18 protein-coding genes are annotated in these 25604 nt (G+C 60.2%); 10 read left to right on the plus strand and 8 right to left on the minus strand.

Annotation, left to right across the window (positions count from 1 at the left end):
• Positions 1 to 61: 61 nt before the first annotated feature.
• The 3 genes from topA to AC27VU_RS22335 all read left to right on the plus strand — a co-directional run bounded on the left by topA (position 62) and on the right by AC27VU_RS22335 (position 3701).
• Complete coding sequence (topA, locus tag AC27VU_RS22325) at positions 62 to 2692, plus strand: type I DNA topoisomerase (RefSeq protein ID WP_003226594.1); 2631 nt, start codon at positions 62 to 64, stop codon at positions 2690 to 2692.
• A 144-nt stretch (positions 2693 to 2836) separates the two neighbouring features.
• The gene (locus AC27VU_RS22330) at positions 2837 to 3361 is read left to right on the plus strand and encodes a DUF6586 family protein (protein ID WP_488724951.1); all 525 of its coding nucleotides are present in this window, start codon (positions 2837 to 2839) and stop codon (positions 3359 to 3361) included.
• Between the two features lie 106 nt (positions 3362 to 3467).
• The gene (locus tag AC27VU_RS22335; protein WP_003226592.1) at positions 3468 to 3701 is read left to right on the plus strand and encodes a hypothetical protein; all 234 of its coding nucleotides are present in this window, start codon (positions 3468 to 3470) and stop codon (positions 3699 to 3701) included.
• 94 nt (positions 3702 to 3795) lie between these two features.
• Here the strand turns inward: AC27VU_RS22335 and sulA are convergent, their stop codons facing one another.
• A complete protein-coding gene (sulA, locus tag AC27VU_RS22340; RefSeq protein ID WP_003226591.1) occupies positions 3796 to 4269 on the minus strand; it encodes an SOS-induced cell division inhibitor SulA in 474 nt (157 codons plus the stop codon).
• Between the two features lie 10 nt (positions 4270 to 4279).
• Positions 4280 to 4888: a transcriptional repressor LexA gene (gene lexA, locus AC27VU_RS22345; protein ID WP_103485794.1), complete on the minus strand. Its 609-nt coding sequence runs from the start codon at positions 4886 to 4888 to the stop codon at positions 4280 to 4282.
• Positions 4889 to 5117: 229 nt separating this feature from the next.
• Here lexA and AC27VU_RS22350 point away from each other — a divergent pair, with 229 nt between their 5' ends.
• The 4 genes from AC27VU_RS22350 (at position 5118) to AC27VU_RS22365 (ending at position 11048) form a co-directional block, all read left to right on the plus strand.
• Positions 5118 to 5825 (plus strand): TetR/AcrR family transcriptional regulator, encoded by a 708-nt coding sequence (locus AC27VU_RS22350; RefSeq protein ID WP_007961819.1) that lies wholly within the window; start codon positions 5118 to 5120, stop codon positions 5823 to 5825.
• A gap of 171 nt (positions 5826 to 5996) precedes the next feature.
• Positions 5997 to 6995 carry a beta-N-acetylhexosaminidase gene (gene nagZ / locus AC27VU_RS22355; protein WP_169844079.1) on the plus strand — a complete coding sequence of 333 codons (999 nt, stop codon included), beginning with the start codon at positions 5997 to 5999 and terminating at the stop codon, positions 6993 to 6995.
• A 12-nt stretch (positions 6996 to 7007) separates the two neighbouring features.
• Complete coding sequence (locus AC27VU_RS22360) at positions 7008 to 7745, plus strand: S-methyl-5'-thioinosine phosphorylase (RefSeq protein ID WP_103485793.1); 738 nt, start codon at positions 7008 to 7010, stop codon at positions 7743 to 7745.
• A 9-nt stretch (positions 7746 to 7754) separates the two neighbouring features.
• The gene (locus AC27VU_RS22365; RefSeq protein WP_488724952.1) at positions 7755 to 11048 is read left to right on the plus strand and encodes a DEAD/DEAH box helicase; all 3294 of its coding nucleotides are present in this window, start codon (positions 7755 to 7757) and stop codon (positions 11046 to 11048) included.
• A 148-nt stretch (positions 11049 to 11196) separates the two neighbouring features.
• On the opposite strand, the gene AC27VU_RS22370 is transcribed toward AC27VU_RS22365, so the two are convergent.
• Genes AC27VU_RS22370 through mfd form a run of 3 tightly spaced genes read right to left on the minus strand, consistent with a single transcriptional unit; the run spans position 11197 to position 17925 of the window.
• Entirely contained in the window at positions 11197 to 13887 is a 2691-nt protein-coding gene (locus AC27VU_RS22370; protein WP_488724953.1) for an SNF2-related protein, read from the minus strand.
• A gap of 11 nt (positions 13888 to 13898) precedes the next feature.
• Complete coding sequence (locus AC27VU_RS22375) at positions 13899 to 14465, minus strand: CsiV family protein (RefSeq protein ID WP_103485790.1); 567 nt, start codon at positions 14463 to 14465, stop codon at positions 13899 to 13901.
• 10 nt (positions 14466 to 14475) lie between these two features.
• The gene (gene mfd, locus AC27VU_RS22380) at positions 14476 to 17925 is read right to left on the minus strand and encodes a transcription-repair coupling factor (RefSeq protein ID WP_103521281.1); all 3450 of its coding nucleotides are present in this window, start codon (positions 17923 to 17925) and stop codon (positions 14476 to 14478) included.
• 354 nt (positions 17926 to 18279) lie between these two features.
• Here mfd and AC27VU_RS22385 point away from each other — a divergent pair, with 354 nt between their 5' ends.
• Complete coding sequence (locus tag AC27VU_RS22385; protein WP_003226583.1) at positions 18280 to 19743, plus strand: glyceraldehyde-3-phosphate dehydrogenase; 1464 nt, start codon at positions 18280 to 18282, stop codon at positions 19741 to 19743.
• A gap of 181 nt (positions 19744 to 19924) precedes the next feature.
• On the opposite strand, the gene AC27VU_RS22390 is transcribed toward AC27VU_RS22385, so the two are convergent.
• Positions 19925 to 21226, minus strand: coding sequence for an MFS transporter (locus AC27VU_RS22390; protein WP_003226582.1), 1302 nt, complete (start codon positions 21224 to 21226; stop codon positions 19925 to 19927).
• 415 nt (positions 21227 to 21641) lie between these two features.
• On the opposite strand from AC27VU_RS22390, the gene AC27VU_RS22395 reads away from it, so the two are divergent.
• Entirely contained in the window at positions 21642 to 22586 is a 945-nt protein-coding gene (locus AC27VU_RS22395) for an FAD:protein FMN transferase (RefSeq protein ID WP_488724965.1), read from the plus strand.
• Between the two features lie 197 nt (positions 22587 to 22783).
• Positions 22784 to 24178, plus strand: coding sequence for a Si-specific NAD(P)(+) transhydrogenase (sthA, locus tag AC27VU_RS22400; RefSeq protein ID WP_003226580.1), 1395 nt, complete (start codon positions 22784 to 22786; stop codon positions 24176 to 24178).
• A 42-nt stretch (positions 24179 to 24220) separates the two neighbouring features.
• Here the strand turns inward: sthA and AC27VU_RS22405 are convergent, their stop codons facing one another.
• Positions 24221 to 24943 carry a glycerophosphodiester phosphodiesterase gene (locus AC27VU_RS22405; protein ID WP_003226579.1) on the minus strand — a complete coding sequence of 241 codons (723 nt, stop codon included), beginning with the start codon at positions 24941 to 24943 and terminating at the stop codon, positions 24221 to 24223.
• Positions 24944 to 24957: 14 nt separating this feature from the next.
• Positions 24958 to 25539, minus strand: coding sequence for a PilZ domain-containing protein (locus AC27VU_RS22410; RefSeq protein WP_003226578.1), 582 nt, complete (start codon positions 25537 to 25539; stop codon positions 24958 to 24960).
• Positions 25540 to 25604: the final 65 nt, after the last annotated feature.

Below are 25604 nucleotides of genomic sequence, written 5' to 3' on the forward strand. Positions count from 1 at the left end.
AGCGGTGCCGCGTCAGGCGCCAACCGCCTTTCACTTCTAGAATTCAGGAATTTTCTGATCCATGGGCAAATCGCTGGTCATTGTGGAATCCCCGGCTAAGGCCAAGACCATCAACAAGTATCTGGGTAACCAATACGTGGTGAAGTCGAGTATCGGCCATATCCGAGACCTGCCCACCAGCGGTTCGGCTAGCGCCAGCAAAGAACCAGCCGCCAAGCGCGGCAAGGCTGCCGCAGGTGAAGGGCCGGTGCTCACGCCGAAAGAGAAGGCGCGCAAACAGCTGGTCTCGCGTATGGGTGTCGATCCGGAACACGGCTGGAAAGCCAAGTACGAGATCCTCCCGGGCAAGGAAAAGGTCATCGAAGAGCTGCGCCGGCTCGCCAAGGATGCTGACACCATCTATCTCGCAACCGACTTGGATCGCGAGGGGGAAGCCATTGCCTGGCACCTGCGCGAAGCCATCGGTGGTGATGACAGCCGCTACAAGCGCGTGGTGTTCAACGAAATCACCAAGAAGGCGATTCAGGAAGCCTTCTCCGAGCCGGGCGAGCTGGACATCGATCGTGTAAATGCCCAGCAGGCGCGTCGTTTCCTCGACCGCGTTGTGGGTTACATGGTCTCGCCGCTGCTATGGGCCAAAATCGCCCGTGGTCTGTCGGCCGGTCGCGTGCAATCGGTTGCCGTGAAGTTGGTGGTCGAGCGTGAGCGCGAGATTCGCGCATTCAACCCGGAAGAATACTGGGAAGTGCACGCTGATCTCGGCACCGCCAAAGGCTCGACCGTACGCTTCGAAGTGGCTCGCGAGAAGGGCGAAGCCTTCAAGCCGCTCAACGAAGCCCAGGCCACGGCCGCGCTGGAGAAGCTCAAGTCTTCCAGCTACAGCATCGTCAAGCGCGAAGACAAACCGACCAGCAGCAAGCCGTCGGCGCCGTTCATCACGTCAACCCTGCAGCAGGCCGCGAGCAACCGCCTGGGCTTCGGCGTGAAGAAAACCATGATGATGGCCCAGCGCTTATATGAAGCCGGCTACATCACTTATATGCGTACCGACTCGACCAATCTTTCGGCTGATGCCGTGGCAATGGCGCGCACTTACATCGAAGATGAGTTCGGCAAGAAGTACCTGCCGGAAACGCCGAATGTCTACAGCAGCAAGGAAGGCGCACAAGAGGCTCACGAAGCGATTCGTCCGTCTGACGCCAACACCACGCCGAGCAAGCTTGCGGGCATGGAGCGTGACGCAGAGCGCCTCTACGAGCTGATCTGGCGCCAGTTCCTCGCTTGCCAGATGCTGCCTGCGCAGTACCTGTCGACCACCGTCAGTGTCGCCGCTGGGGATTTCGAGCTGCGCGCCAAGGGCCGCATCCTGAAGTTCGACGGCTACACCCGCGTCATGCCGCAGATCGCCAAGCCTGGCGATGACGACGTTCTGCCCGATATGGCGCAGGGCGACGTGATGAAGCTGATCAAGCTTGATCCATCGCAGCACTTCACCAAGCCGCCGGCCCGTTACTCGGAAGCCAGTCTGGTGAAAGAAATGGAAAAACGCGGCATCGGTCGTCCTTCGACCTACGCGGCGATCATTTCGACCATTCAGGATCGCGGCTACGTGACTCTGCACAACCGTCGTTTCTATTCGGAAAAGATGGGCGACATCGTCACCGAGCGTCTGTCGGAGAGCTTCTCGAATCTCATGGACTACGGCTTCACCGCCGGCATGGAAGAGAACCTCGATGACGTGGCTCAGGGCGAGCGCGACTGGAAAAACGTGCTGGACGAGTTCTACGGCGACTTCAAGAAGAAGCTCGAAGTGGCCGAGAACCCGGACAACGGCATGCGTGCCAACCAGCCGGTCATGACTGATATTCCGTGCACCACGTGCGGTCGTCCGATGCAGATTCGTACCGCATCGACTGGCGTGTTCCTCGGTTGCTCGGGTTACAGCCTGCCACCGAAAGAGCGCTGCAAGGCCACCGTCAACCTGGTTCCGGGCGACGAGATTGCGGCGGACGACGAGGGTGAATCGGAGTCGCTGGTGCTGCGCGGCAAGCATCGCTGCCCGATCTGCAGCACGGCGATGGACGCTTACCTGCTCGACGAGAAGCGCAAGCTGCACATCTGCGGTAACAACCCGGATTGCGCGGGTTACGAAATCGAAGAGGGCAACTACCGTATCAAGGGCTACGAAGGTCCGAGCCTGGAATGCGACAAGTGCGGCAGCGAGATGCAGCTCAAGACCGGCCGCTTCGGCAAGTTCTTCGGTTGCACCAATCCGACCTGCAAGAACACCCGCAAACTGCTCAAGAGCGGTGATGCGGCGCCGCCGAAGATGGATCCGGTGAAGATGCCTGAGCTGAAATGCGAAAAGGTCAACGACACCTACATCCTGCGCGACGGTGCTTCCGGTCTGTTCCTGGCGGCCAGCCAGTTCCCGAAAAACCGCGAGACTCGTGCTCCGCTGGTGATCGAGATTCTGCCGCACAAGGACGAGATCGATCCGAAGTACCATTTCCTCTGCGAAGCACCGCAGAAGGATCCTGATGGTCTGCCAGCGGTCATCCGTTACAGCCGCAAGACCAAGGAGCAATACGTGCAGACCGAGGTCGACGGCAAGCCTACCGGCTGGAAGGCTTATTACGACGGTGGCAAGTGGACTGTTGAAGACAAGCGCACGAAAGCCAAGGCTGAGTAAGCGATAGCCTGATACACAAAAGGCCGCATGATGACCCTCGGGTTTTCATGCGGCCTTTTTGTTTTGTGCTTGCGGTCGGATCCGTTGATCCATGACACTGTCGGATCTGTGTGACGCAATTATTTCGCTGTGGAGACTGCCGGCATGGCGCACGAACTCTATACCCGCACCAATCAGAAGATCTATTTCGCCGGCCTGTCGCTGGACGCTCTGGCTCGCGCCGAAGAGGGGCGGGCGATGAATTCGTTGGCGTTGATTCAGGCTGGGCGTGAATCGGCGTTGTTTCACCTCTATGGCGCGCTTCTGGGGCTGTGCCATGAGATCGCCGGTTTCTACCGTCTGCCTCAGGCCAATGCGTCGCGAGCGGAAGCGTTGCTGACTCGCGAAGTCCTGGAATCGATTGCGATCCCTGAGCTGGCCGAGATGATCGAGTTGGCAGGCAATCCTGAAACCTGGCTGGCGAAACTGCTGGCGGCGCACTCGGCGTTGTTTCAGCCGCCACGGGTGCCACACAAGCCCAAGGGTGATGTGACACAGCCATTGATTCAGGCCGTTAATCTGGATGAAGAAGAGACGCCGCAAGAGTTGAGTCGCGAAGAGCTGGAGGGCTGGCGGCAGAATCTCAAAGGCCTGGCCATCCGCTTTCGCGAAGGCTTGAACGAATGCTGAGGACAATTGACACGGTGGCAATCTGAAACATGCTGCTGGTCAAGATACCGAGCGAAGCCTGAATGATGTCTATATAATCCCTGCCTTTCGTGGAGAACAGACCTATATGCCAACGTCCTTTCTAGAAATTGTCGAGTTACCAGACGGCCGAATCGAACTGCGCAGGGCTGAGGACGAGGGGTCTCTGGTGACGCTGGATTTCTCCGAGGATGCCAAGGCGTTCCTGCAAGGCCAGCACGTGGAAATCGCCAAGGCGATGTTGAGCGTCGGCGTGCAGATGGCCGGTCGTATGGTTGAAGGCGAATTTGATAAGGAAGAAGGGCCGCGGGTTCTTCACTGAGCCCCGCCTGTCGGCGTTTGCTGTTACCGCATCAGATCGGCTTCTCTGTCCTTGGAGAAGCCATGCGCTTCACACAGCGCGTGTCACAAGTGAATCAACCCAATCGAATATTCAGACTCTGAGCGTCGCCCGTGCGCGCAGCACTGATCAACTGCTGTCGTGAGCTTGTGTTCAGCGGGTTGAGCCAGGTCACCACCGTGTGACTACGACCCAGACGTAATGCTTCGCAGGCCAGTTGCTGGGCGCTTTGCGCGCCACGTGGTTGCAGCAGCAGAATGCGTTCACGGTTCAGGCCGGCCTCGCGCAGCCAGATCTGGGTCAGGCTGGCAGGAGGGGCAATCAGCGTCAGCCAGCGCGCGTCCTGATCTTCGCTCAGTTCGCGCAGGATCGGGGCTAGCAGGTTCAGGCAGTTCCCGGCTGCACCGCGCAGTGACAGCTCGCTGAATACTTCCGGTTCGGCAATCCATGGGCGCTCGACCACATCTTTCAGGATCGGCGCCATCGGTTGTGCCAGAAACGCTTCGAATAACGGCAGTTGTGTTTGCTGAGGTGTGTGTGGGAACTGCATAAAGCCTCCTTTAGCGGCGGATTACGCCGACACTCAAGCCTTCGATCACCAGTTCCTGATCTTTCAGGTCGACTTCGATAGGGGCGAACTCGGGGTTTTCGGCAATCAGCCAGACTTTGCTGCCTTCGCGCTTGAAGCGCTTGACGGTGACTTCGTCGCCGATTCGCGCAACCACGACCTGACCATTGCGTGCTTCGCGGGTGGTGTGAACCGCCAGCAGGTCACCGTCGAAAATACCGATGTCCTTCATGCTCATGCCGTGTACGCGCAGCAGGTAATCAGCGCGAGGGTGGAAGAACGCGGGGTTGATATTGCAGGACTCTTCGATGTGCTGCTGGGCGAGGATCGGTGCACCGGCGGCGACCCGGCCAATGATCGGCAGGGTAGAGTCGTCAGTCTTGGCTTCAAACCCGGGAATGCGAATGCCGCGGGAGGCGCCCGGAGTCATCTCGATGGCACCCTTGCGGGCCAGGGCCTTGAGGTGTTCTTCCGCCGCGTTGGGCGACTTGAATCCCAGTTCCTGAGCGATTTCCGCGCGGGTTGGCGGGTAGCCGTTGTCTTCGAGGCAGCGTTTGATAAAGGCCAGAATCTCGGCTTGGCGTGGCGTCAGCTTTAGCATATTGATCGCTCTGTCTTTTTATACAGTGACTGGGATTATATACAGTGAAGCGGTCTTGGCAATGCCCGTTTTTTTGCAGGCCGCCGGACGGTCGGCAGCCGTGCTTATTAAAGGAGCGGTCCAGTGTGGTTAAATAGCTGACCGACCATTCCCAAAACGGACTGGCAGGCTTGACAAGGCACAGGCTGAAACGTATGTTTCAAACAAGTGTTTGTCAGGCGGAGTAGCCATGGCCCAGTCGGAAACCGTTGAACGCATTCTTGATGCTGCCGAGCAGTTGTTCGCGGAGAAAGGTTTCGCGGAAACCTCATTGCGTTTGATCACCAGCAAAGCCGGAGTAAACCTGGCGGCGGTGAACTATCATTTCGGCTCCAAGAAAGCGCTGATCCAGGCGGTTTTCTCGCGCTTCCTCGGGCCGTTCTGCATCAGCCTCGATAAGGAGCTGGAGCGTCGCCAGGCCAAGCCTGAAAACAAGCCGACTCTTGAAGAACTGCTGGAAATCCTCGTCGAACAGGCGCTCGTGGTGCAGCCACGCAGCGGTAACGATCTGTCGATCTTCATGCGTTTGCTCGGCCTGGCGTTCAGCCAGAGCCAAGGCCACTTGCGTCGCTATCTGGAAGACATGTACGGCAAGGTGTTCCGCCGCTACATGCTGCTGGTCAATGAAGCAGCTCCACGCATTCCACCTATCGAACTGTTCTGGCGCGTGCACTTCATGCTCGGCGCTGCGGCGTTCAGCATGTCCGGGATCAAGGCCTTGCGTGCGATTGCCGAGACCGATTTCGGCGTCAACACCTCGATTGAACAGGTGATGCGTCTGATGGTGCCGTTCCTTGCCGCCGGCATGCGTGCCGAAACCGGTGTCACCGACCCGGCCATGGCGACTGCGCAACTTCGTCCGCGCAGCAAATCGACCCCGGTAGCCGCCAAGGTTTAACCGCACACGGGTGGGCGCGGCAGTTTACATCCGCTAAGCTAGCCGCCCATGCCGACTCTCGTTCTGAACCCGTTTCCTATCGACATCGCCAACCTGCCGGGCACCGCTCTCGGTGGCGATGTCGTGCGGATCGGGTTTTTCGTTTTCAAGGAATTCTCTATGACTGCTGGCCTGCAAGGCTCGTTGATGGTGGACGTCGCCGGTACCTGGCTGACGGCCGAGGATCGCCAATTGTTGCGTCAGCCCGAAGTGGGCGGCCTGATCATTTTTGCCCGCAACATCGAGCATCCGCGCCAGGTGCGTGAGTTGAGCGCCGCCATCCGCGCCATTCGCCCGGATCTGCTGCTGGCGGTCGACCAGGAGGGCGGTCGCGTGCAGCGTCTGCGTCAGGGCTTCGTGCGCCTGCCGGCGATGCGCGCCATTGCCGACAACCCGAACGCCGAATACCTCGCCGAACAATGCGGCTGGATCATGGCTACCGAAGTGCTGGCGGTCGGCCTCGACCTGAGTTTCGCCCCGGTGCTGGATCTGGATTACCAGCGCAGCGCCGTGGTCGGCACGCGTTCGTTCGAAGGGGATCCCGAGCGCGCAGCGTTGCTCGCCGGCGCCTTCATCCGCGGCATGAACAGCGCGGGCATGGCCGCTACCGGCAAGCATTTCCCCGGTCACGGTTGGGCCGAAGCCGACTCCCACGTCGCGATCCCGAATGACGAACGCAGCCTCGACGAGATCCGCGCCAACGACCTCGTACCGTTCGCCAGACTCAGCAAGCAATTGGCAGCGGTGATGCCGGCGCACGTCATCTATCCGCAAGTCGATTCGCAGCCGGCCGGATTCTCCCGCCGTTGGTTGCAGGACATCCTGCGCGGCGAGTTGCAGTTCGACGGCGTGATTTTCAGCGACGACCTGTCGATGGCCGGCGCCCATGTGGTCGGCGACGCCGCCAGTCGCATTGAAGCCGCGCTCAGCGCCGGTTGCGACATGGGCCTGGTGTGCAACGACCGCGCTGCGGCCGAACTGGCCCTGAGTGCTGCGCAACGGATGAAGGTCAAGCCGTCCGCACGCATTGCGCGGATGCGCGGGCAGGCGTTCGCCAGCACCGACTACCGTCAGGATCCGCGCTGGCTCACCGCCATCGGCGCGCTCAAAGACGCTCAATTGATCGATTAAGGACTCTTCGTTATGACGGTTTACGCAATCATCGGTGGCACCGGCCTGACCCAGCTCGAAGGCTTGAGCATTCGTCAGTCGTTGGCGGTGGACACCCCTTACGGTGCGCCTTCGGCCGAGGTGCAAATCGGCGAGTACGCCGGCAAGGAAGTGCTGTTCCTCGCCCGTCACGGCCATCCACATCGCTTCCCGCCGCACAAGGTCAACTACCGCGCCAACCTGTGGGCGCTGAAGCAGGCCGGCGCCGAGGCGATCATCGCGGTCAATGCGGTGGGCGGGATTCATCCGGCGATGGGCACCGGCCATTTCTGCGTGCCGCATCAGATCGTTGATTACACCAGTGGCCGCGAACACACGTTTTTCGCCGATGATCTGGAGCACGTCACCCATATCGATTTCAGCTTCCCTTACAGTGAGCCGCTGCGTCAGCAATTGATCGCCGCGCTGGCTGCCGAAGGCTGCGAATACAGCGATCAGGGGGTGTACGCCTGCACCCAGGGCCCGCGTCTGGAAACCGTGGCGGAGATCGTGCGTCTGGAGCGTGACGGTTGCGACATCGTCGGCATGACCGGCATGCCGGAAGCGGCATTGGCCCGTGAGCTGGATCTGGATTACGCCTGCCTGTCGCTGGTGGTGAACCCGGCAGCAGGCAAGACCACGGCGGTGATCACCATGGCCGAAATCGAGCAGGCGCTGCATGACGGGATGGGCAAGGTGAAATCGACGTTGGCGCGGGTGTTGGCCAGCTAAGGACTGTCCATGAGCATTTTCATCGAGCGGCTTAAAGGGCTGGCATGGACTGACGCATTCAGTAGCAAGGCGTTGGCCAAGGCCCGCGCTTATGCTGCCGATGATCGGGTAGAGATCATCGAGATCGATGACAGGAAGATCGAGGCGTTCTGCGTCGGTTCGGAAACTCAGGCGTATGAACAAAGCATCTACCTGTCCGAAGATCGCCTGGGATCGGTTAATTTGCGTTGCTTGTGCACCTGCCCCGTCGTGATTGATTGCAAGCACTGCGCGGCGGTGCTCTATCACCTGCAGGGCATTGACGACGATACGTCCGAAAGTGACGCGCAGATCCCCTTGGGTCGGGCGCTGGAGCATTGGCTTTCGACAGTCCCCGTCCCGGCCAGGCCCGTCGACGAAGGGGCGCAAACCGCGGGCACGCGCCTGTTTTACAAACTCAAACCCACGTCTGCGAACGGCAAGTGGCTGCTCGATATTTTCAAGGTCTATCAGCTCAAGAGCGGCGAGTTACGCGAAGTAAAACCGATGTATTCGCTGTCGGACATGCTCATGCGTCAGCCCGGTTATCTGTCCGAACTGGATCTGCGCGTCGCCAGGCTGTTGGTCGCCATGCATTCCCATCACGCCTATTACAGCGGCTATCCGCTGGAAGGCAGCAGTGGCGCGGAACTGCTGGAAATGCTCCTGCGCACCTCGCGCCTGTTCCTCGACTTCGAAAACTTGCAGCCACTGACGCCGGGCGCGAAACGCATGGGTCTGTTCTCTTGGGCCGAGCAGGCCGACGGTGGGTTCCGCGCCCAGTGGAGCAGTGCCGAGGCTGCGCAGGAAACCGTGCTGGCGCTGGAGCCGCTTTATTACCTCGATCGTGAGCAGCGACAGGTTGGCCCTCTGTTCAGTGAGCTGGAAGAAAAACTGGCCTGCCATTTGACCCTCGCCCCAGACATCCCCGCGCGTCAGGCCATGCAGTTCAGCCATCGCATGAGCGCGATGACCAAAATCCCGCCGCCGCACAAACTCACCGAACGAATCATCGATGACGTGCTTCCGCAGCCGCAACTGACCTTGGTCAGCGGCCGGGAGCGTTCGCGCTGGGAATACGTTCTGGAGCACCGCGCCGCTCTGGTGTTTACCTACAACGGTCATCCGGCGGTGGATCGTCATCCGGAAGTGATGATCCTCAATGGCACTGAAACCCAGCGTATTCGACGCCAGCCTGCGATGGAAAAGAAGCTGCGCCAGAGCCTGCAAAAGCACGGCTTCAAAAAAGCCACGCGCAAGAGCGCTATGGATCGTCTCGGCGAGATGTTCACCTTGCCGGATGATTCCGCCTGGCTCGGATTCATGCATGAAGGGCTTGCCACACTGCGCGCCGCGGACTGGGAAATCGAAATCAGTCCCGGCTTCCATTTCGATGTGCAGCCGGTTGAACACTGGTACGCGGAGGTCGAAGAAGAGGCCGGGCATCAATGGTTTGATCTGCAACTGGGCATCGTCGTCAATGGCGAGCGCTACAGCTTGTTGCCGATCCTTCTGCATCTGTTGCGCACCCAGCCACGTTTGCTCGACCCGGTGAGTCTGGCGCAACGCAGCGACGACGAAAAACTCCTGATCGAACTCAAGCCCAGCGGTTTTGGCGACCCGGCAGGCGCCAAGGTGGCGTTGCCGCTGAGTCGGGTCAAACCGCTGATGGCGACGCTGGGCGAGCTGTACCTGGGCGGACATCAGGGCGATGCGCTGCGCTTGACTGCTCCAGACGCCGCGCGCCTGAGTATGCTCGATGGCGTGCCACTGGAATGGCAGGGCGGCGAACGCCTGCGCACTTTTGCCAAGCGGCTGCACAATTCCAGTCACACCCACGTTGCTGCGCCGGCCGGCCTTAATGCGCAACTGCGCCCGTATCAGCTCGAAGGCCTTGGCTGGATGCAGACTCTGCGGGAGCTGGAGGTCGGCGGCATTCTTGGCGATGACATGGGCTTGGGCAAAACCCTGCAGACCCTGGCGCATCTGCTCACGGAAAAGCACGCCGGGCGCCTCGATTGCCCGGCACTGGCGGTGATGCCGACCAGCCTGATTCCCAACTGGCTCGACGAGGCCCAGCGCTTCACGCCTCAGTTGAAGGTTTTGGCGCTGCATGGGGCCGGGCGGCAAAAAGACTTCGCCAATCTCGCCGAATACGACTTGGTGCTGACCACTTACGCCTTGCTGCCCAGGGATCTTGAAACGTTGCGGCCGCAGTCGTGGAGCGTACTGATTCTCGACGAAGCGCAGAACATCAAGAACCCGCTGAGCAAAGCGGCGCAGGCCGCACGTGACTTGCAGGCCCGTCAGCGCTTGTGTCTGAGCGGCACGCCACTGGAAAACCATCTCGGCGAGCTGTGGTCGCAGTTTCATTTCCTCATGCCTGGCTGGCTGGGCGACAGCAAATCCTTCAACCGCGATTACCGCACACCGATCGAGAAGCATGGCAATGTCCAGCGCATGCAGCACCTGACGGCGCGCATCAAGCCGTTTCTGCTGCGTCGCAAGAAAGATCAGGTCGCCACTGAGCTGCCGCCGAAAACCGAAATCATCCATTGGGTTGAACTCAGCGACGGCCAGCGCGACGTCTATGAAACGGTGCGCGTGGCGATGGACAAAAAAGTGCGCGACGAAATTGCCCGCAGTGGTGTGGCGCGCAGTCAGATCATCATTCTTGATGCCTTGCTCAAGCTGCGTCAGGTCTGCTGCGATCTGCGCTTGATCAACATGCCGCTCACGGCGAAGGCATTGCGCTCGGGCAGCGGCAAGCTGATCAGCCTGATGGAGATGCTCGAAGAGTTGCTCGGCGAAGGTCGGCGCATCCTGCTGTTCTCCCAGTTCACCTCGATGCTGGCGCTGATCGAGCAGGAGTTGCAGCAGCGCGCTATCGATTATTCGTTGCTGACTGGCGACACCACCGACCGGCGTACGCCAGTCAAGAATTTCCAGGGCGGCAAGGTGCCGTTGTTCCTTATCAGCCTCAAGGCTGGCGGTACCGGTCTGAACCTGACGGCTGCGGACACGGTGATCCACTTCGACCCGTGGTGGAACCCGGCAGTGGAGAATCAGGCCACTGATCGCGCTTATCGTATCGGGCAGAACAATCCGGTGTTTGTTTACAAGTTGATTGCCAAAGGTACCGTGGAGGAAAAAATCCAGGCGCTGCAGCAGGAGAAGGCTGCGCTGGCCGGGGCGGTGCTGGAAGGGGGTACGACAGGTGGGTTCAAGCTGGAGCAGAGTGACATCGAGGCGCTGTTTGCGCCGCTGCCGGTTTCCAAGGGTTGACTGTCCAGGTCAGAGTTCGACATCTGATGGCCCTATCGCTGGCAAGTCAGCTCCCACAGGTTTTGTAATGTTCACAAATTAGTGCTCAACGCAAAGCACCGTGGGAGCTGGCTGGCCAGCGATGGCAATTTATCGGAAAAAACGCATCTCAACGCTTGTCGAACTTGTCCGGCAACGGCGCAAACAGCGCTTCAATATCATCGCTCTGCAGTTTCCAGTCCCCGGCCTTGCGCCCATCCAGTACGCCTGCTGCCAGGTCAGACTTTTCCTTCTGCAGGTGCTGAATCTTCTCTTCCACCGTGCCCCGGGCAATCATCTTGTAGACGAACACCGGTTTCTCCTGACCGATTCGATACGCGCGGTCAGTCGCCTGATTCTCGGTCGCCGGGTTCCACCACGGATCGTAATGGATCACCGTATCCGCTTCGGTCAGGTTCAAGCCGACGCCGCCGGCCTTCAGGCTGATCAGAAAGATCTGACGCTTGCCGCTCTGGAATTCCTTCACCGGCGTGCGCCGATCGCGGGTCTGGCCCGTCAGCAAGGCGTAGGCCACGTTGCGTTTTTTCAGTTCGTCTTCGATCAGTGACAGCATCGAGGTGAACTGCGAGAACAACAGAATCCGCCGACCTTCTTCGAACAGCTCTTCGAGCATTTCCATCAGGCTGTCGAGTTTGCCCGAGGTGCTGCCACGGGCGGGCAGGGTGGCGTCGTTGACCAGGCGCAGATCGCAGCAGACCTGACGCAGCTTGAGCAGGGCTTCAAGAATGATGATCTGGCTACGCGCCACGCCTTTGCGAGTGATCTCGTCGCGGACTTTCTTGTCCATCGCCAGGCGCATGGTTTCATAAACGTCGCGCTGCGCCTCATTGAGATCGACCCAGTGGATGATCTCGGTTTTGGGCGGCAGTTCGGTGGCCACCTGTTCCTTGGTGCGGCGCAGCAGAAACGGTTTTATCCGCCCATTGAGGTGCTGCAGCCTGACTTCGCTGGCGCGCTTTTCGATCGGCACGCGGTAGTCGGCATTGAAGCTTTTGACATCGCCCAACCAGCCCGGCAGCAGAAAGTGGAACAACGACCACAACTCGCCGAGGTGGTTTTCCAGCGGTGTGCCACTCAGGCACAGGCGCTGGCGCGCGTTGAGTTCGCGAGCGGCCTGCGCGGCCTTGCTGTTGGGGTTCTTGATGTACTGGGCTTCGTCGAGCACCAGAACGTGCAAGGGCTGTTGTGCCAGCCGATCGACGTCCTTGGGCAGCAGCGCATACGTGGTCAGGATCAGGTCGAAGTCGGCCAGATGATCGAAATGCTTTTTGCGGCCGGCACCGTACAGCGCGACCACTTTCAGTTGCGGCGTGAAGTGCGCGGCTTCGTCGAGCCAGTTCGGGATCAGGCTGGTGGGCATCACCACCATGCACGGTCGATCCAGGCGTCCGGCGTTTTTCTCACTGAGAATATGCGCCAGGGTCTGTAGGGTTTTGCCCAGGCCCATGTCGTCCGCCAGAATCCCGCCAACCTCAAGCTGACGCAGCGACTGCATCCAGCTCAAGCCTTCGAGCTGATAGGGACGCAACGTCGCGTTCAAGCCCTTCGGCGCTTTGGCCGTGTAATCGCGAATATCGCGCAGGCGTTGGGCGAAACTGCGGATCTGCTCGCCGCCTTCCCACAGCAGGGGAATGCCTTCCAGCGAATTGAGGCGCGTGGCGTCGGCCTTGCTCAGGCGCAGGGTGGTTTCGCCCGGTTCCTGCAAGTAGAACTCGCCCAGCGTTGCCAGTACCGGTTTTAGTCGGCCAAGGGGCAGCGCCACTTGCAGCGGCCCGTGCTCACTGTTGCGTTGCGGCACATTGACCAGAATCAGCTCGTCATCGCGGCGCCGCGCCAGGCGTTCCGGGTTGAGGATTTCCGTGTGCGAGCGCATCAGGTTGAGCAGGATCGGCAGCAGGCTCAGGCGTTCACCATTGACGATGATCCCCAGTTCCAGATCGAACCAGTCGCGCTCCGGCGCCTGTTCGACGGTGGCGTACCAGTCGTCGACGGCGGTCAGGTCGAAACCGAACTCCTCGTCGATCTGCAATTCCCAGCCTTGGGTGCGCAGCTTCGGCAGTTCGTTGAGGGTAAACGTCAGCCAGGCGCTGTCGTTGACCATCTCGTACAGCTCGCCGGCGCTTTCCGGCAGCGCTTTGCTCTGGCGCGTGGCGATACGGAAGCCGAGGATTCTTAACTGTTCGCGGTAGGACTGTTCCACTTCCGGATGGCGTTTTATCCGCAGGGTCTGCGTTTCCTGACGAATCAGAATGTCGCTGTTTTTCTGTCCGCTGACGTATTCATCCAGATAGCTGAACGACAGCGCTGCTCGATGCTGAATGTAACGCTGCATTTTGCCGTTGCGCGGCTCGAACGCGCTGAACTCGACACTCGCCAGCCACAGGCGCGGCAGCGGTTGCACGTTGTCCACCAGCACTTGCGGCGGCGCTTTGGGGCTACGGTTCTCCAATACGGCCTGGAGTTTTTCCAGCAGCTCGGCGTCTTTCGCAGCGGCAGGGTATTCGAGGGTTTCCTGCACTTGCAGCAGCACCGCGGCGCAGTGTTTGCAGTTGTTGCGCGCCGGGCAGGTGCAGGTGGCGTCAACCAGCAACAGGGTGTCTTTGGCTGACTCGCGCAGGTGAATGGTCTGACGGTAGACGTTACCGCCAGAGCCTTCGCAACTGGCGGTAATGGTCGCATCGCCAACCTGTGCGATGCGTACCCGGTTCTCCAGGGCGTAGCGGCGGCCACGCTCCAGGCTCTGTTCCTTGAATCGGCTGACCCAGGAGGGTGCCAACGGTTTACTCAGGGGCGGGGACATAAGGACTTCGATCAGTCCGGAATCGCTTCAGGGGCTTGCCGAGGGGCGGGCGCCGTCAGGGAGGTGATCTTGATCAGCAGCGCCAAGTGGCCGTTATCGAGATAGTTGAGTTGGCCGTTCTTGGTGTGGCTGTCCTGCTTCAGGCGTTCGCTGGCAGTGACCATGCCGTTGCTGTCGATCTGGTTGACCCAGAAGTCGGCGTTCACGTCGGTGAAGCGCCCGAGTTTCAATTCCAGGGTGCCCTCGATCGGGAACTGGCCGAACTGTTCCTTGCCGTCGCTGACGGCGACCTTGGTCGGCGCTTCGCCGAGGGTCTGCTGCCAGGCCTTGTGCATCAGCACGCTGTAATCACCGCTGGCGCTGAGTTTGCTGGCAACGTCGCCGAGCGCGGGTGTGCGCAGGCTGTCATCACCCAGGCGTTGAGCGCCGGCGGCCCAGTCTTCCGGGGCGGCACGGCTGACAATCGCTGGCACGGCGTTCTGGCGTACCAGAATCATTTCGACCTGATACAGGTCATCGGCAAAAACCGAAGGGGCTACCAAGGCAAGTAGCAAAGTCAGTGAGCGAAACAGGCGCATGCGGCGTCCTTCAAACAGTTTTCGGGAGGAGGCGCTCGAACAGCGCCTCTACAGTATTAAAGCGCTCTTCCGGGCGTTCCATCGGCACCTGGAACTTGAACATCGTGGCGCCTTCGAATTTGTAGCGTTTTGGCTGAGTCTGGATCAGTTTGATCAGAGTCATCGGGTCTACCGGCGTCTGCGCGGCGAACTCGATACGTCCACCCTGCGGCCCACCGTCGACCTTCTTGATGCCCAACTGCTCGGCCTGCAACTTCAGTGCGGTAATGCGCACCAGGTTCTTGGTCGGCTCAGGCAGCAGACCGAAACGGTCGATCATCTCCACTTGCAGATCCTTCAGGCCTTCCTCGTCGGTGGCCGAAGCGATGCGCTTGTACAGAATCAGACGGGCGTGAACATCCGGCAGATAGTCTTCCGGAATCAGCGCCGGCACCCGCAGGTTGACCTCCGGGCCTCCGCCGAGCGGTTGATCGAGGTTCGGCTGTTCGCCCTTGCGGATCGACTTCACTGCGCGCTCGAGCATTTCCATGTACAGGGTGAAACCGACTGCCTGAATCTGCCCGCTCTGACCATCGCCCAGCAGTTCGCCGGCGCCACGGATTTCCAGGTCGTTGGTCGCCAGCACGAAACCGGCGCCCAGATCCTGAGTGTTGGCAATCGCTTCCAGACGCTTTTCCGCATCGGACGTGATTTGTTGGCGTGGCGGCGTCAGCAGGTAGGCATAGGCCTGGTGGTGACTGCGCCCGACGCGTCCACGCAACTGGTGCAATTGCGCCAGGCCGAACTTGTCGGCGCGCTCGATGATGATGGTGTTGGCGCTCGGCACGTCGATGCCGGTCTCGATGATGGTCGAGGCGATCAGCACGTTGAAGCGCTTGTGATAGAAGTCGCTCATCACCTGTTCGAGTTCGCGTTCGCGCATCTGCCCGTGGCCGATGCCGATTCGCGCTTCCGGTACCAGTTCGGCGAGATCCGCCGCGCACTTCTCGATTGTTTTGACGTCGTTGTGCAGGTAGTAAACCTGACCGCCACGCAGCAATTCACGCAGCAGGGCCTCTTTGACCGTGCTCTTGTTCTGCTCCATGACGAAGGTGCGCACCGACAGGCGTCGCGCCGGCGGCGTGGCGATGATCGACAGGTCGCGCATGCCCGACACCGCCATGTTCAGTGTGCGCGGAATCGGCGTGGCGGTCAGCGTGAGAATGTCGACTTCGCTGCGCAGGGCCTTGAGCTGTTCTTTCTGGCGCACACCGAAGCGGTGTTCTTCGTCGATGATCACCAGACCCAGGTTTTTGATCTTCACGTCGTCGGACAGCAGTTTGTGCGTACCGATGACGATGTCGATCTTGCCTTCCGCGAGATCGGCAATCGCTGCATTCACTTCCTTGGCCGATTTGAAGCGGCTCATCACTTCCACGGTCACTGGCCAGTCGGCGAAGCGGTCGCGGAAGCTGTTGTAGTGCTGCTGGGCGAGCAGGGTGGTCGGCACCAGAATCGCTACCTGGCGTCCGCCGTGCACGGCGATGAACGCGGCGCGCATTGCAACTTCGGTCTTGCCGAAACCCACGTCGCCGCAGACCAGACGGTCCATCGGCTTTGGCGCGAGCATGTCTTCGCGCACGGCTTCGATGGTCGCTTGCTGGTCCGGCGTTTCTTCGAACGGGAAACCGGCGCTGAACGTCGCGTAATCGGCTTTCGGGTCGGCAAACGCGTAGCCTTCGCGGGCGGCACGACGGGCATAGATGTCGAGCAGCTCAGCCGCGACATCGCGCACCTGTTCGGCGGCTTTGCGCTTGGCTTTCTGCCAGGTCTCGGAGCCGAGTCGGTGCAGCGGCGCCAGCGCGTCATCGCTGCCGGTGTAGCGGGCGATCAGATGCAGGTTGGCCACCGGCACGTAGAGCTTGGCGTTCTCCGCGTATTCCAGGGTGAGGAATTCCGCCGCCTGATTGTCGATCTCCAGAATCGTCAGGCCGAGATAACGTCCGACACCGTGGTCGATGTGCACCACCGGTGCGCCTTCGCGCAGTTCGGTGAGGTTCTTGATCACCGCATCGTTGTTGGCGTCGGCGCGCTTTTCGCGACGGCGGCGCTGCATGACTCGCTGACCGAACAGCGGGCTCTCGGCCACCAGCGCCAGCGCCGGGTCATCGAGCATCAAGCCTTCGTCGAGCGGCGCAATGGTGATCGCCAGACGATCCTTGCTCGAAACGAAGTCCGGCCAGCTGTCGACGGTTTTCGGCCGCAGCTTCAGACGTTCCAGCAGTTCCAGCAGGACTTCACGACGGCCCGCGGACTCGGCGGTGAACAGCACACGCCCGGGGAATTCATCGAGGAACGCCGAGAGCGCCGCCAGCGGTTGCGTGGCCTTGGCTTCGATCGCCAGGTTTGGCAGTGCCTGCGCCGGGAAGCGCTCGCGACCGGCACCGGATTCGACGTCCTGCTGACTGGCGACGACCCGTGGCCAGCTCTTGAGGCGGGCGAAGCAGTCTTCCACCGGCAGGAACAATTCCGCAGGCGGCAATAGAGGGCGCGATGGATCGACGCGGCGCTCTTCGTAGCGATTGCGCACGTCGTTCCAGAAGTTTTCTGCCGCTTGTTCGATACCCGGCAGCGAGAACACTTGAGTGTCCTGCGGCAGGTAATCGAACAGTGTCGAGGTTTCGTCGAAGAACAGCGGCAGGTAGTACTCGATACCGGCTGGGGTGATGCCGCTGCTCAAGTCCTGGAAGATCGGGCAGCGCCGAAAGTCGACGTCGAAACGCTCGCGAAAGCGTGCCTTGAAGCGGGTGACCGCATCTTTCTGCAGCGGGAACTCGCGGGCCGGCAGCAGCTTGACCGAATCGACCTTGTCGATGGAACGCTGGTTTTCCGGATCGAAGGTGCGCAGGGTTTCGATTTCGTCGTCGAACAGGTCGATGCGATAGGGCAGTTTGCTGCCCATCGGGAACAGGTCGATCAGCGCACCGCGTACGGTGAACTCGCCGTGCTCGTAAACCGTATCGACGTAGCGATAGCCGCTGGCTTCCAGGCGCGCGCGCATCTGTTCGACATCGAGCTTCTGGCCGACATCCAGCACCAGACTGCTGCCGAGCAGGAATTTGGTTGGCGCCAGGCGGTGCAGGGCGGTGGTGATCGGAACCACCAGCACGCCGTGCGCCAGTTCCGGCAGTCTATAAAGGCTGGCGATACGCTGGGAAATGATGTCCTGGTGCGGCGAGAACAGATCGTACGGCAGGGTTTCCCAGTCGGGAAAATGCAGAACCGGCAAATCCGGGGCGAAGAAGCTCAGCTCCTGCTCCAGCCGTTCGGCACTCTGGCTGTCGGCGGTCAGTAGCAGCGTGAAGCGCTTGGCTGCGCTGGCAGCCTCGGCAATCGCCAGGCTGAGGGCGGCACCGGGCAAGTTGCCCCAATGCTGTTTACCTGCCGCGGCAGGGAGAAGCGGTAGACGCAGAACAGGCACGGAAGGTTGAGCTCCAGGCGTTGCGACAAAGTCGGTAATTGTAGCGGCGTCCGGTGCCGCCTGTCAGTTGCAGACTGCGTCTATCTTCGCGGTTTGCGCGAAATGTAGTGGTAACCATAAAAACGAGCACTTTTTTAGTGGTTATGTAGTGCTGAAATCGACTGGTGTTACGGAGGGTTACAGACATCGTCTAACAGTCGTCGAAAAATTGACTGCGCTGAAAGCCCCGGTTTTACTGGGCTGGCGCGGGGCGTAATTTTTTTGAACGGAATTTTGTTACCGATTGCGCGACAAGCGCGCATTGCTACAAGAGGTTCTCGGCGGCATAATGTAGCCCCTTTTTTCTGCCCCTACATGTGGAAGGTTCCCGTGACTCAGAAGCCCGACCAGTGTCTTGGTGAATGGATCGACCGTGAAGCACTCGCAGAAGCGATGATTCCGCTTATCGGTCAGCTCTACCGCAATAACAACGTGGTGAGCTCGATCTATGGCCGCAGCCTGATCAACCAGTCTGTCATCGCGATTCTCAAAGCTCACCGCTTTGCTCGCCACCGTTCCTCCGACGATAGCGAACTCTCCGTCCACGAAACATTCCCTCTGCTTAAAGCCATGAGCGAGCTCAAGCTCGGCGCGGCTTCGGTAGACCTGGGCAAGTTGGCGTTCAAATTCCGCAGCGAAGGCAATGGCCGCAGCGCCGAGCAGTTCGTTCGTGAAGAACTGGCTGACGTGGTTGGTCAGCAAAACGCTTCGGCCCGTAAAGGCACTGACGTTGTGCTGTACGGCTTCGGTCGTATCGGCCGTCTGCTGGCGCGCATCCTGATCGAGAAAACCGGTGGTGGCGACGGTCTGCGTCTGCGTGCCATCGTCGTGCGCAAGGGCGCTGAAAACGACCTGACCAAGCGCGCCAGCCTGCTGCGTCGCGATTCGGTACACGGCCCGTTCAACGGCACCATCGTCATCGACGAAGAAAACAACACCATCACCGCCAACGGTAACCTGATCCAGGTGATCTACGCGAAGAACCCGACCGAGGTGGATTACACCCAGTACGGCATCAAAGACGCGCTGCTGGTGGACAACACCGGTGTATGGCGTGACGCCGATGGCCTGGGTCAGCACCTGCAATGCCCGGGTGTTGCTCGCGTTGTTCTGACCGCGCCTGGCAAAGGCAAGCTGAAGAACATCGTTCACGGTATCAACCACAACGAAATCACCGCTGACGACAAGATCGTGTCCGCCGCTTCCTGCACCACCAACGCCATCGTGCCGGTGCTGAAGGCAGTGAATGACAAGTTCGGCATCATCAACGGTCACGTCGAAACCGTTCACTCGTACACCAACGACCAGAACCTGATCGACAACTTCCATAAGGGCGATCGCCGTGGCCGTTCCGCCGCGCTGAACATGGTGATCACCGAGACCGGTGCTGCCACCGCTGCTGCCAAGGCCCTGCCTGAGCTGGCCGGCAAGCTGACCGGTAACGCGATCCGCGTTCCGACGCCAAACGTGTCGATGGCCATTCTCAACCTGAACCTTGAGAAAGCCGCCAGCCGTGAAGAGATGAACGAGTACCTGCGCTACATGGCGCTGCACTCCGATCTGCACAAGCAAATCGACTTCGTCAACTCGCAGGAAGTGGTGTCCACTGACTTCGTGGGTTCGCGTCACGCCGGTGTGGTCGATGCTGAAGCAACCATCGTTCAGGACAACCGCGTTGTTCTGTACGTCTGGTACGACAACGAGTTCGGCTACAGCTGCCAGGTGGTTCGCGTGATGGAAGACATGGCCGGTGTAAACCCGCCAGCGTTCCCGCGCTAAGCCTTAGCTGCAAATGAAAACGCCCCGACTTTGGTCGGGGCGTTTTTTTATGCCTGCTGAATCTCTATTGCCTGTACCGGCCTCTTCGGGAGCAAGCCCCCTCCCACAGGTTTGGCGGTGTTCACATCATCGTGTTGGCACCACCGGACACTGTGGGAGGGGGCTTGCTCCCGAAGGCGTCCTATCGGGCGCCGCCGACTATCGAGGCCTGCGCAGTCCGCAGCTCATGCTTGTTGCCACGGAACAGCACCAGCGTCGCAATCAGCCCCAGCACCGCCGCACCGCTGAGCCAGATCCCCGGCGCAGCCTTGTTGTCCAGCACATGGATCAGGTAAGTACAGGCCGCTGGCGTAAAGCCGCCAAAGGTCGCCGTCGCCAGGCTATAGGCCAGCGAGAACCCGGTCGTGCGCACTTCCACCGGCATGATTTCGGTCAGCGCCACCACCATCGCCCCGTTGTACGAGCCGTACAGGAACGACAGCCACAGTTCGACGATCAGCAAATGACTGAAGCTCGGGTTCGCCACCAGCCACGACAATGCCGGGTAAGCGGTCAGGATTGCCAGAATGGTCGCCGCCAGCAGTAGGGGTTTGCGCCCGATCTTGTCAGATACCGAGCCCATCACTGGCAGCCAGAAGAAGTTCGACAGGCCGATGCACACGGTCACCAGCAGCGCGTCGAAGTCCGACAGATGCAGTTCGGCCTTGCCGAAGGTCGGGGTGTAGGCGGTGATCAGGTAGAACGAAACCGTGGTCATCACCACCAGCGCCATGCCGGCGATGACGATGCCAAAGTTCTGGCCGATCGAACGGACGATTTCGCGCAGGGTAGGGCGATGTTTACGCGCCTGGAATTCCGGCGTTTCTTCCAGCGAGCGACGAATCACGAAGATCACCGGAACGATCATGCAGCCGATCAGGAACGGCACGCGCCAGCCCCAGTCACCCATCTGTTCCGGGCTCAGCCAGTGGTTGAGACCCACCCCGAGCAGGCCGGCAAAGACCACCGCTGCTTGCTGGCTTGCCGACTGCCAACTGACGAAAAAGCCCTTGCGGCCCGGTGTGGCGATTTCCGCCAGGTACACCGAAACACCGCCCAGCTCGACGCCGGCCGAGAAGCCTTGCAGCAAACGACCGAATAGCACGATCAGCGGGGCGGCGACGCCGAGGGTGGCGTAGCCGGGGACGCAGGCAATCAGCACCGTACCGGCGGCCATCAGCGCCAGCGTAATGATCAGACCTTGGCGACGGCCATGGCGGTCGATATAGGCACCGAGGAAAATCGCTCCCAGCGGACGCATCAGGAAGCCGGCACCGAACGTCGCCAGGGAGAGCATCAGGGAAGCGAAGGCGCTGTCGGCCGGGAAGAAGGTTTTGGCAATGGCCGTGGCGTAGAAGCCATAGACCATAAAGTCGAACATCTCGAGAAAATTGCCGCTGACAACGCGAAAAATCGCTTTGCCTTTGCCCGTGGTGGAGGACATTGGTTCGTACTCTCTGTTGGCTGTCTTATTGGAAATCCCTGAACTAGACACGTCCTCGCCGTCACGCGGCAAACTCAGGCAGTACCCGTGAACAGTTTTGTAACCATATGTGTATAAAGAACGTTAGGCAACAATTGGTTAGGGCACTGCTTAAACGATATAGCCATTACGAAGGCCAGCATGACGCTTCAAGCGAATGAAAAACCTGTAGGAGCTGCGGAACGCTGCGATCTTTTGATGTTGCTTGAAAAGATCAAAAGCAAAAGATCGCAGCCTCGTTTCACTCGGCAGCTCCTACAGGTTCTGGCGCATAATCTTCAGCTTTGTGTGGGGAGTAGGGGATTTGTCTAAAAGGAGGCTGATCAGCCTTTTGCTGCTGGTGGGCGCCTTGTCCGGCTGCGGCAACGGCGATTCCATGGAAAGCTTCGGCGGTCCGACCATGGGCAGCACCTATTCAATCAAGTACGTGCGCCACGCCGGTCTTCCCGAGGCCGCGCAGGTCCAGCTTGAAGTGGAAAAAATCCTCACCGACGTCGATCAGCAGATGTCGACCTATCGCAGTGACTCAGACATCGAGCGCTTCAATGCTTTGCCGGCGAACAGCTGTCAGACCATGCCGGCTGCCGTGCTCGAATTGGTCCGTGTCGGCGAACAGCTGTCAGAGCAAAGCGAAGGTTCCTACGACCTGACCGTCGAGCCGCTGATGAACCTGTGGGGGTTCGGCCCGCAAGGGCGTGAAGAGAAAGTCCCCAGTACTGCCGCTCTGGCCGAAACCCTTGAGCGGGTCGGCTACCGCCATTTGCATATCGACGGCGACCGCTTGTGCAAGGATGCGCCGGTCGAAGTCGACTTCAACAGCATCGCCGCCGGTTATGCCGTCGACGCCATCGCAGCCAGGCTCGAGTCGATGGGCATCCATGACTATCTCGCCGAAGCCACCGGTGAGCTAAAGGCCAAGGGCAAGAAGCTTGATGGCTCGTCCTGGCGTATTGCGCTGGAAGAACCGCGAGACGATCAACAGGTGGCCGAACGGATCATTCAGGTCGACGGCTACGGCGTTTCCACCTCCGGTGATTACCGCAACTATTTCCTGCAGGATGGCCGGCGCTATTCCCACACCTTCGATGCGCGTAGCGGGGCGCCGGTCCTACACAACCTGGCGTCGGTCACGGTGATTCATCCTTCAGCGTTGATGGCCGATGGACTATCGACGCTGTTGCTGATTCTCGGGCCTGAAAGGGCTTGGGACTATGCCGAAAAACATGACATTGGTGCATTCTTCGTCATTCGTGCCGATACAGGTTTCGTTATCCGCACAAGTACGGCTTTCGAGCGCCTCAATCACGCAAAAGTTGACTGAAAACAGTACGAAAGCTGGCGTTGTAGTGCAGGCAAAAGTAGCCTACGACGCGACCAAGGGTTAATGTGCGCGGCGTTGACGCTTCTATAGACTGTGTCCGGGTTCTTTACTGACCCCCAATTGTTCCTTCGCGCCGCGATTCGGCGTGATTTAGCCGCCGGTGCTGCTGGCACCGCGGCCTGTTCTGAGGAGTACGCATGGCTGTCTACAACTACGACGTGGTGGTGTTGGGTTCCGGCCCGGCGGGAGAAGGCGCGGCAATGAACGCCGCCAAAGCAGGGCGCAAGGTGGCGATGGTCGATAGCCGTCGCCAGGTCGGCGGTAACTGCACCCACCTGGGAACCATCCCGTCCAAGGCCCTGCGTCACTCGGTCCGGCAGATCATGCAGTTCAACACCAACCCGATGTTCCGGGCGATCGGCGAGCCGCGCTGGTTCTCCTTCCCGGACGTGTTGAAAAGCGCCGAGAAAGTCATCTCCAAGCAAGTCGCTTCGCGCACCGGTTACTACGCCCGTAACCGCGTCGACGTGTTCTTCGGCACCGGCAGCTTCGCCGACGAGCAAACCATCGAAGTGGTCTGCGCCAACGGCGTAGTCGAGAAACTGGTGGCCAAGCACATCATCATCGCCACCGGTTCGCGCCCGTATCGCCCGGCGGACATCGATTTCAATCACCCGCGTATCTACGATAGCGACACCATCCTCAGCCTCGGCCACACCCCGCGCAAACTGATCGTTTACGGCGCCGGCGTGATCGGTTGCGAATATGCCTCGATCTTCAGCGGTCTGGGGGTACTGGTTGAACTGGTGGACAACCGTGGTCAGTTGCTGAGCTTCCTCGACTCGGAAATCTCCCAGGCGTTGAGCTACCACTTCAGCAATAACAACATCACTGTGCGCCACAACGAGGATTACGATCGCGTTGAAGGTGTGGACAACGGTGTGATCCTGCACCTGAAGTCCGGCAAAAAAATCAAGGCCGACGCCTTGCTCTGGTGCAACGGCCGTACTGGCAACACCGACCAGCTCGGTCTGGAAAACATCGGCGTCAAGGTCAACAGCCGTGGCCAGATCGAAGTCGACGAGGCCTACCGCACTTGCGTGCCGAACATCTACGGCGCCGGCGATGTGATCGGCTGGCCGAGCCTGGCCAGTGCCGCCCACGACCAGGGTCGTTCGGCTGCCGGCAGCATCGTTGATAACGGTAGCTGGCGCTTTGTGAACGACGTGCCGACCGGCATCTACACCATTCCGGAGATCAGCTCGATCGGCAAGAACGAGCAGGAGCTGACCCAGGCCAAGGTGCCGTATGAAGTCGGCAAGGCGTTCTTCAAGAGCATGGCGCGTGCGCAGATCGCCGGCGAGCCGCAAGGCATGCTGAAGATCCTGTTCCACCGTGAAACCCTGGAAGTGCTGGGCGTTCACTGCTTCGGTTATCAGGCGTCGGAGATCGTGCACATCGGTCAGGCGATCATGAGCCAGCCGGGCGAGTTGAACACCCTGAAGTACTTCGTCAACACCACGTTCAACTACCCGACCATGGCCGAAGCCTATCGGGTAGCGGCGTACGACGGCCTCAACCGGCTTTTTTGACGGGCTCCGGCCGGTGGCCTGAGCCGGCCGGGGAGACCGATTTCAGCAATTCTCGAGGGTGGCAGTGGCCAAACCGGGAAAGTCTGTAATCAGGCTGTCAACGCCGAAGTCTGCGAGTCTGCGCATCAGCGCAGGCTCGTTGACGGTCCACACTGACACATGCAGCCCCTGACGCTGCGCCTTCTGCAGGCGTTCCGGCGTACACAGCGTCCAGTTCAACGCCAGAATCTCACAGCCATAGCTGGCCGCGACCTTTAGCGGGTCGAGCCAGGCGTATTCGGCTACCAGTCCCCGCGACACGTCCGGCACCAGGTCCAGTGCCGCCTTCAGCACTTCTCGCGAACTCGAAGTAATGGTGACCTTGTCCAGCAAACCATGACGCTGGGCCATCTCGCGAATCGCCAGCACGGTGGTCGCCGCGCGGGTGCGCGATGCACTTTTGACTTCCAGCTGCCAGTGCTCGAAATCACATTTTTCGAAAAGCTCTTCCAGTGTCGGAATCGGGCACGGCTTGATCCAGCCCGGGCCGCCCTTGCGCGCGTCGTAGGTCACCAGCTCGGCGGCGGTGTGCTCGACCACCTTGCCGCGCCGGTCGGTGGTGCGCTTGAGGGTAGGGTCGTGGATCACCATCAGCTCGCCGTCCTTGGACAAGTGCAGATCCAGTTCGCAACGGCGCACGCCGTGCTTGAGACATTCCTGAAAACTGGTCAGGGTGTTTTCCGGTGCTTCGCCCTTGGCGCCGCGGTGGCCGTAGATGAGGGTCACGGTGCTTCCTTAATTTAAATGCCTGATTCGTTCTGTTCACGGGCCAGGCGTCGTTCCTGGGCCTGTTTCTGCAGGATATAGCGGGCGAGCAACTGGCGCTGGGCGTCGGTCAAGTGTTCGAACTCGGTGCCGACGTCGTAGCCATCGCCCTTGCGGTCGCAATGGGTGACGCGGGCGCGCAGCAACAGACCCAGCGCCTGCGGCATCAGCACCAGTTTCACCGACAGGTGCGCGCCAGTGGCCAGCGCGGTCGGGTGCTGAAAATCGATCCCGCCTTCGGAGATGATCACCGGTTGCGGCTCGCCGATATGGCCGAGCACGGTCAGGGCGACCACCTGGCTGAGCAGGTCGATACGTTTGTTCTGGGATTTGAGGAACGCGGCGATGGCCCGGTCGCGCTCGCTGATCTGGCGCAACAGGTGCTGCGACTCGAATTCGCTCAGGTGCAGTTCGCTGAGCAGGTTGAACAGCGGGGAAGCATCCTGCAACACTTCCTGGCCTGCGGCTTCGGGAGCGGACAGGGGCCGAATTTCCAGTGCGATCGTGTCCTCGATACGGTAGTATTCGCGGCGATCTTCTTCATCTAATGTCGACATGGCGAACCCATGGTAGCGGCGGTGGTCTGAGTGTAAAGCTGGTTATCGACCCCCGCCACAAGGAC

It is taken from the genome of Pseudomonas sp. 14P5.3.2 (genome assembly GCF_057799175.1).

Excerpts from the sequence above, each read along its gene's own strand:
- topA (WP_003226594.1), top strand. The coding sequence starts at position 62 with ATGGGCAAATCGCTGGTCATTGTGGAATCCCCGGCTAAGGCCAAGACC.
- AC27VU_RS22330 (WP_488724951.1), top strand. The coding sequence starts at position 2,837 with ATGGCGCACGAACTCTATACCCGCACCAATCAGAAGATCTATTTCGCC.
- AC27VU_RS22335 (WP_003226592.1), top strand. The coding sequence starts at position 3,468 with ATGCCAACGTCCTTTCTAGAAATTGTCGAGTTACCAGACGGCCGAATC.
- sulA (WP_003226591.1), bottom strand. The coding sequence starts at position 4,269 with ATGCAGTTCCCACACACACCTCAGCAAACACAACTGCCGTTATTCGAA.
- lexA (WP_103485794.1), bottom strand. The coding sequence starts at position 4,888 with ATGCTAAAGCTGACGCCACGCCAAGCCGAGATTCTGGCCTTTATCAAA.
- AC27VU_RS22350 (WP_007961819.1), top strand. The coding sequence starts at position 5,118 with ATGGCCCAGTCGGAAACCGTTGAACGCATTCTTGATGCTGCCGAGCAG.
- AC27VU_RS22360 (WP_103485793.1), top strand. The coding sequence starts at position 7,008 with ATGACGGTTTACGCAATCATCGGTGGCACCGGCCTGACCCAGCTCGAA.
- AC27VU_RS22365 (WP_488724952.1), top strand. The coding sequence starts at position 7,755 with ATGAGCATTTTCATCGAGCGGCTTAAAGGGCTGGCATGGACTGACGCA.
- AC27VU_RS22370 (WP_488724953.1), bottom strand. The coding sequence starts at position 13,887 with ATGTCCCCGCCCCTGAGTAAACCGTTGGCACCCTCCTGGGTCAGCCGA.
- AC27VU_RS22375 (WP_103485790.1), bottom strand. The coding sequence starts at position 14,465 with ATGCGCCTGTTTCGCTCACTGACTTTGCTACTTGCCTTGGTAGCCCCT.
- AC27VU_RS22385 (WP_003226583.1), top strand. The coding sequence starts at position 18,280 with ATGTGGAAGGTTCCCGTGACTCAGAAGCCCGACCAGTGTCTTGGTGAA.
- AC27VU_RS22390 (WP_003226582.1), bottom strand. The coding sequence starts at position 21,226 with ATGTCCTCCACCACGGGCAAAGGCAAAGCGATTTTTCGCGTTGTCAGC.
- AC27VU_RS22395 (WP_488724965.1), top strand. The coding sequence starts at position 21,642 with ATGGAAAGCTTCGGCGGTCCGACCATGGGCAGCACCTATTCAATCAAG.
- sthA (WP_003226580.1), top strand. The coding sequence starts at position 22,784 with ATGGCTGTCTACAACTACGACGTGGTGGTGTTGGGTTCCGGCCCGGCG.
- AC27VU_RS22410 (WP_003226578.1), bottom strand. The coding sequence starts at position 25,539 with ATGTCGACATTAGATGAAGAAGATCGCCGCGAATACTACCGTATCGAG.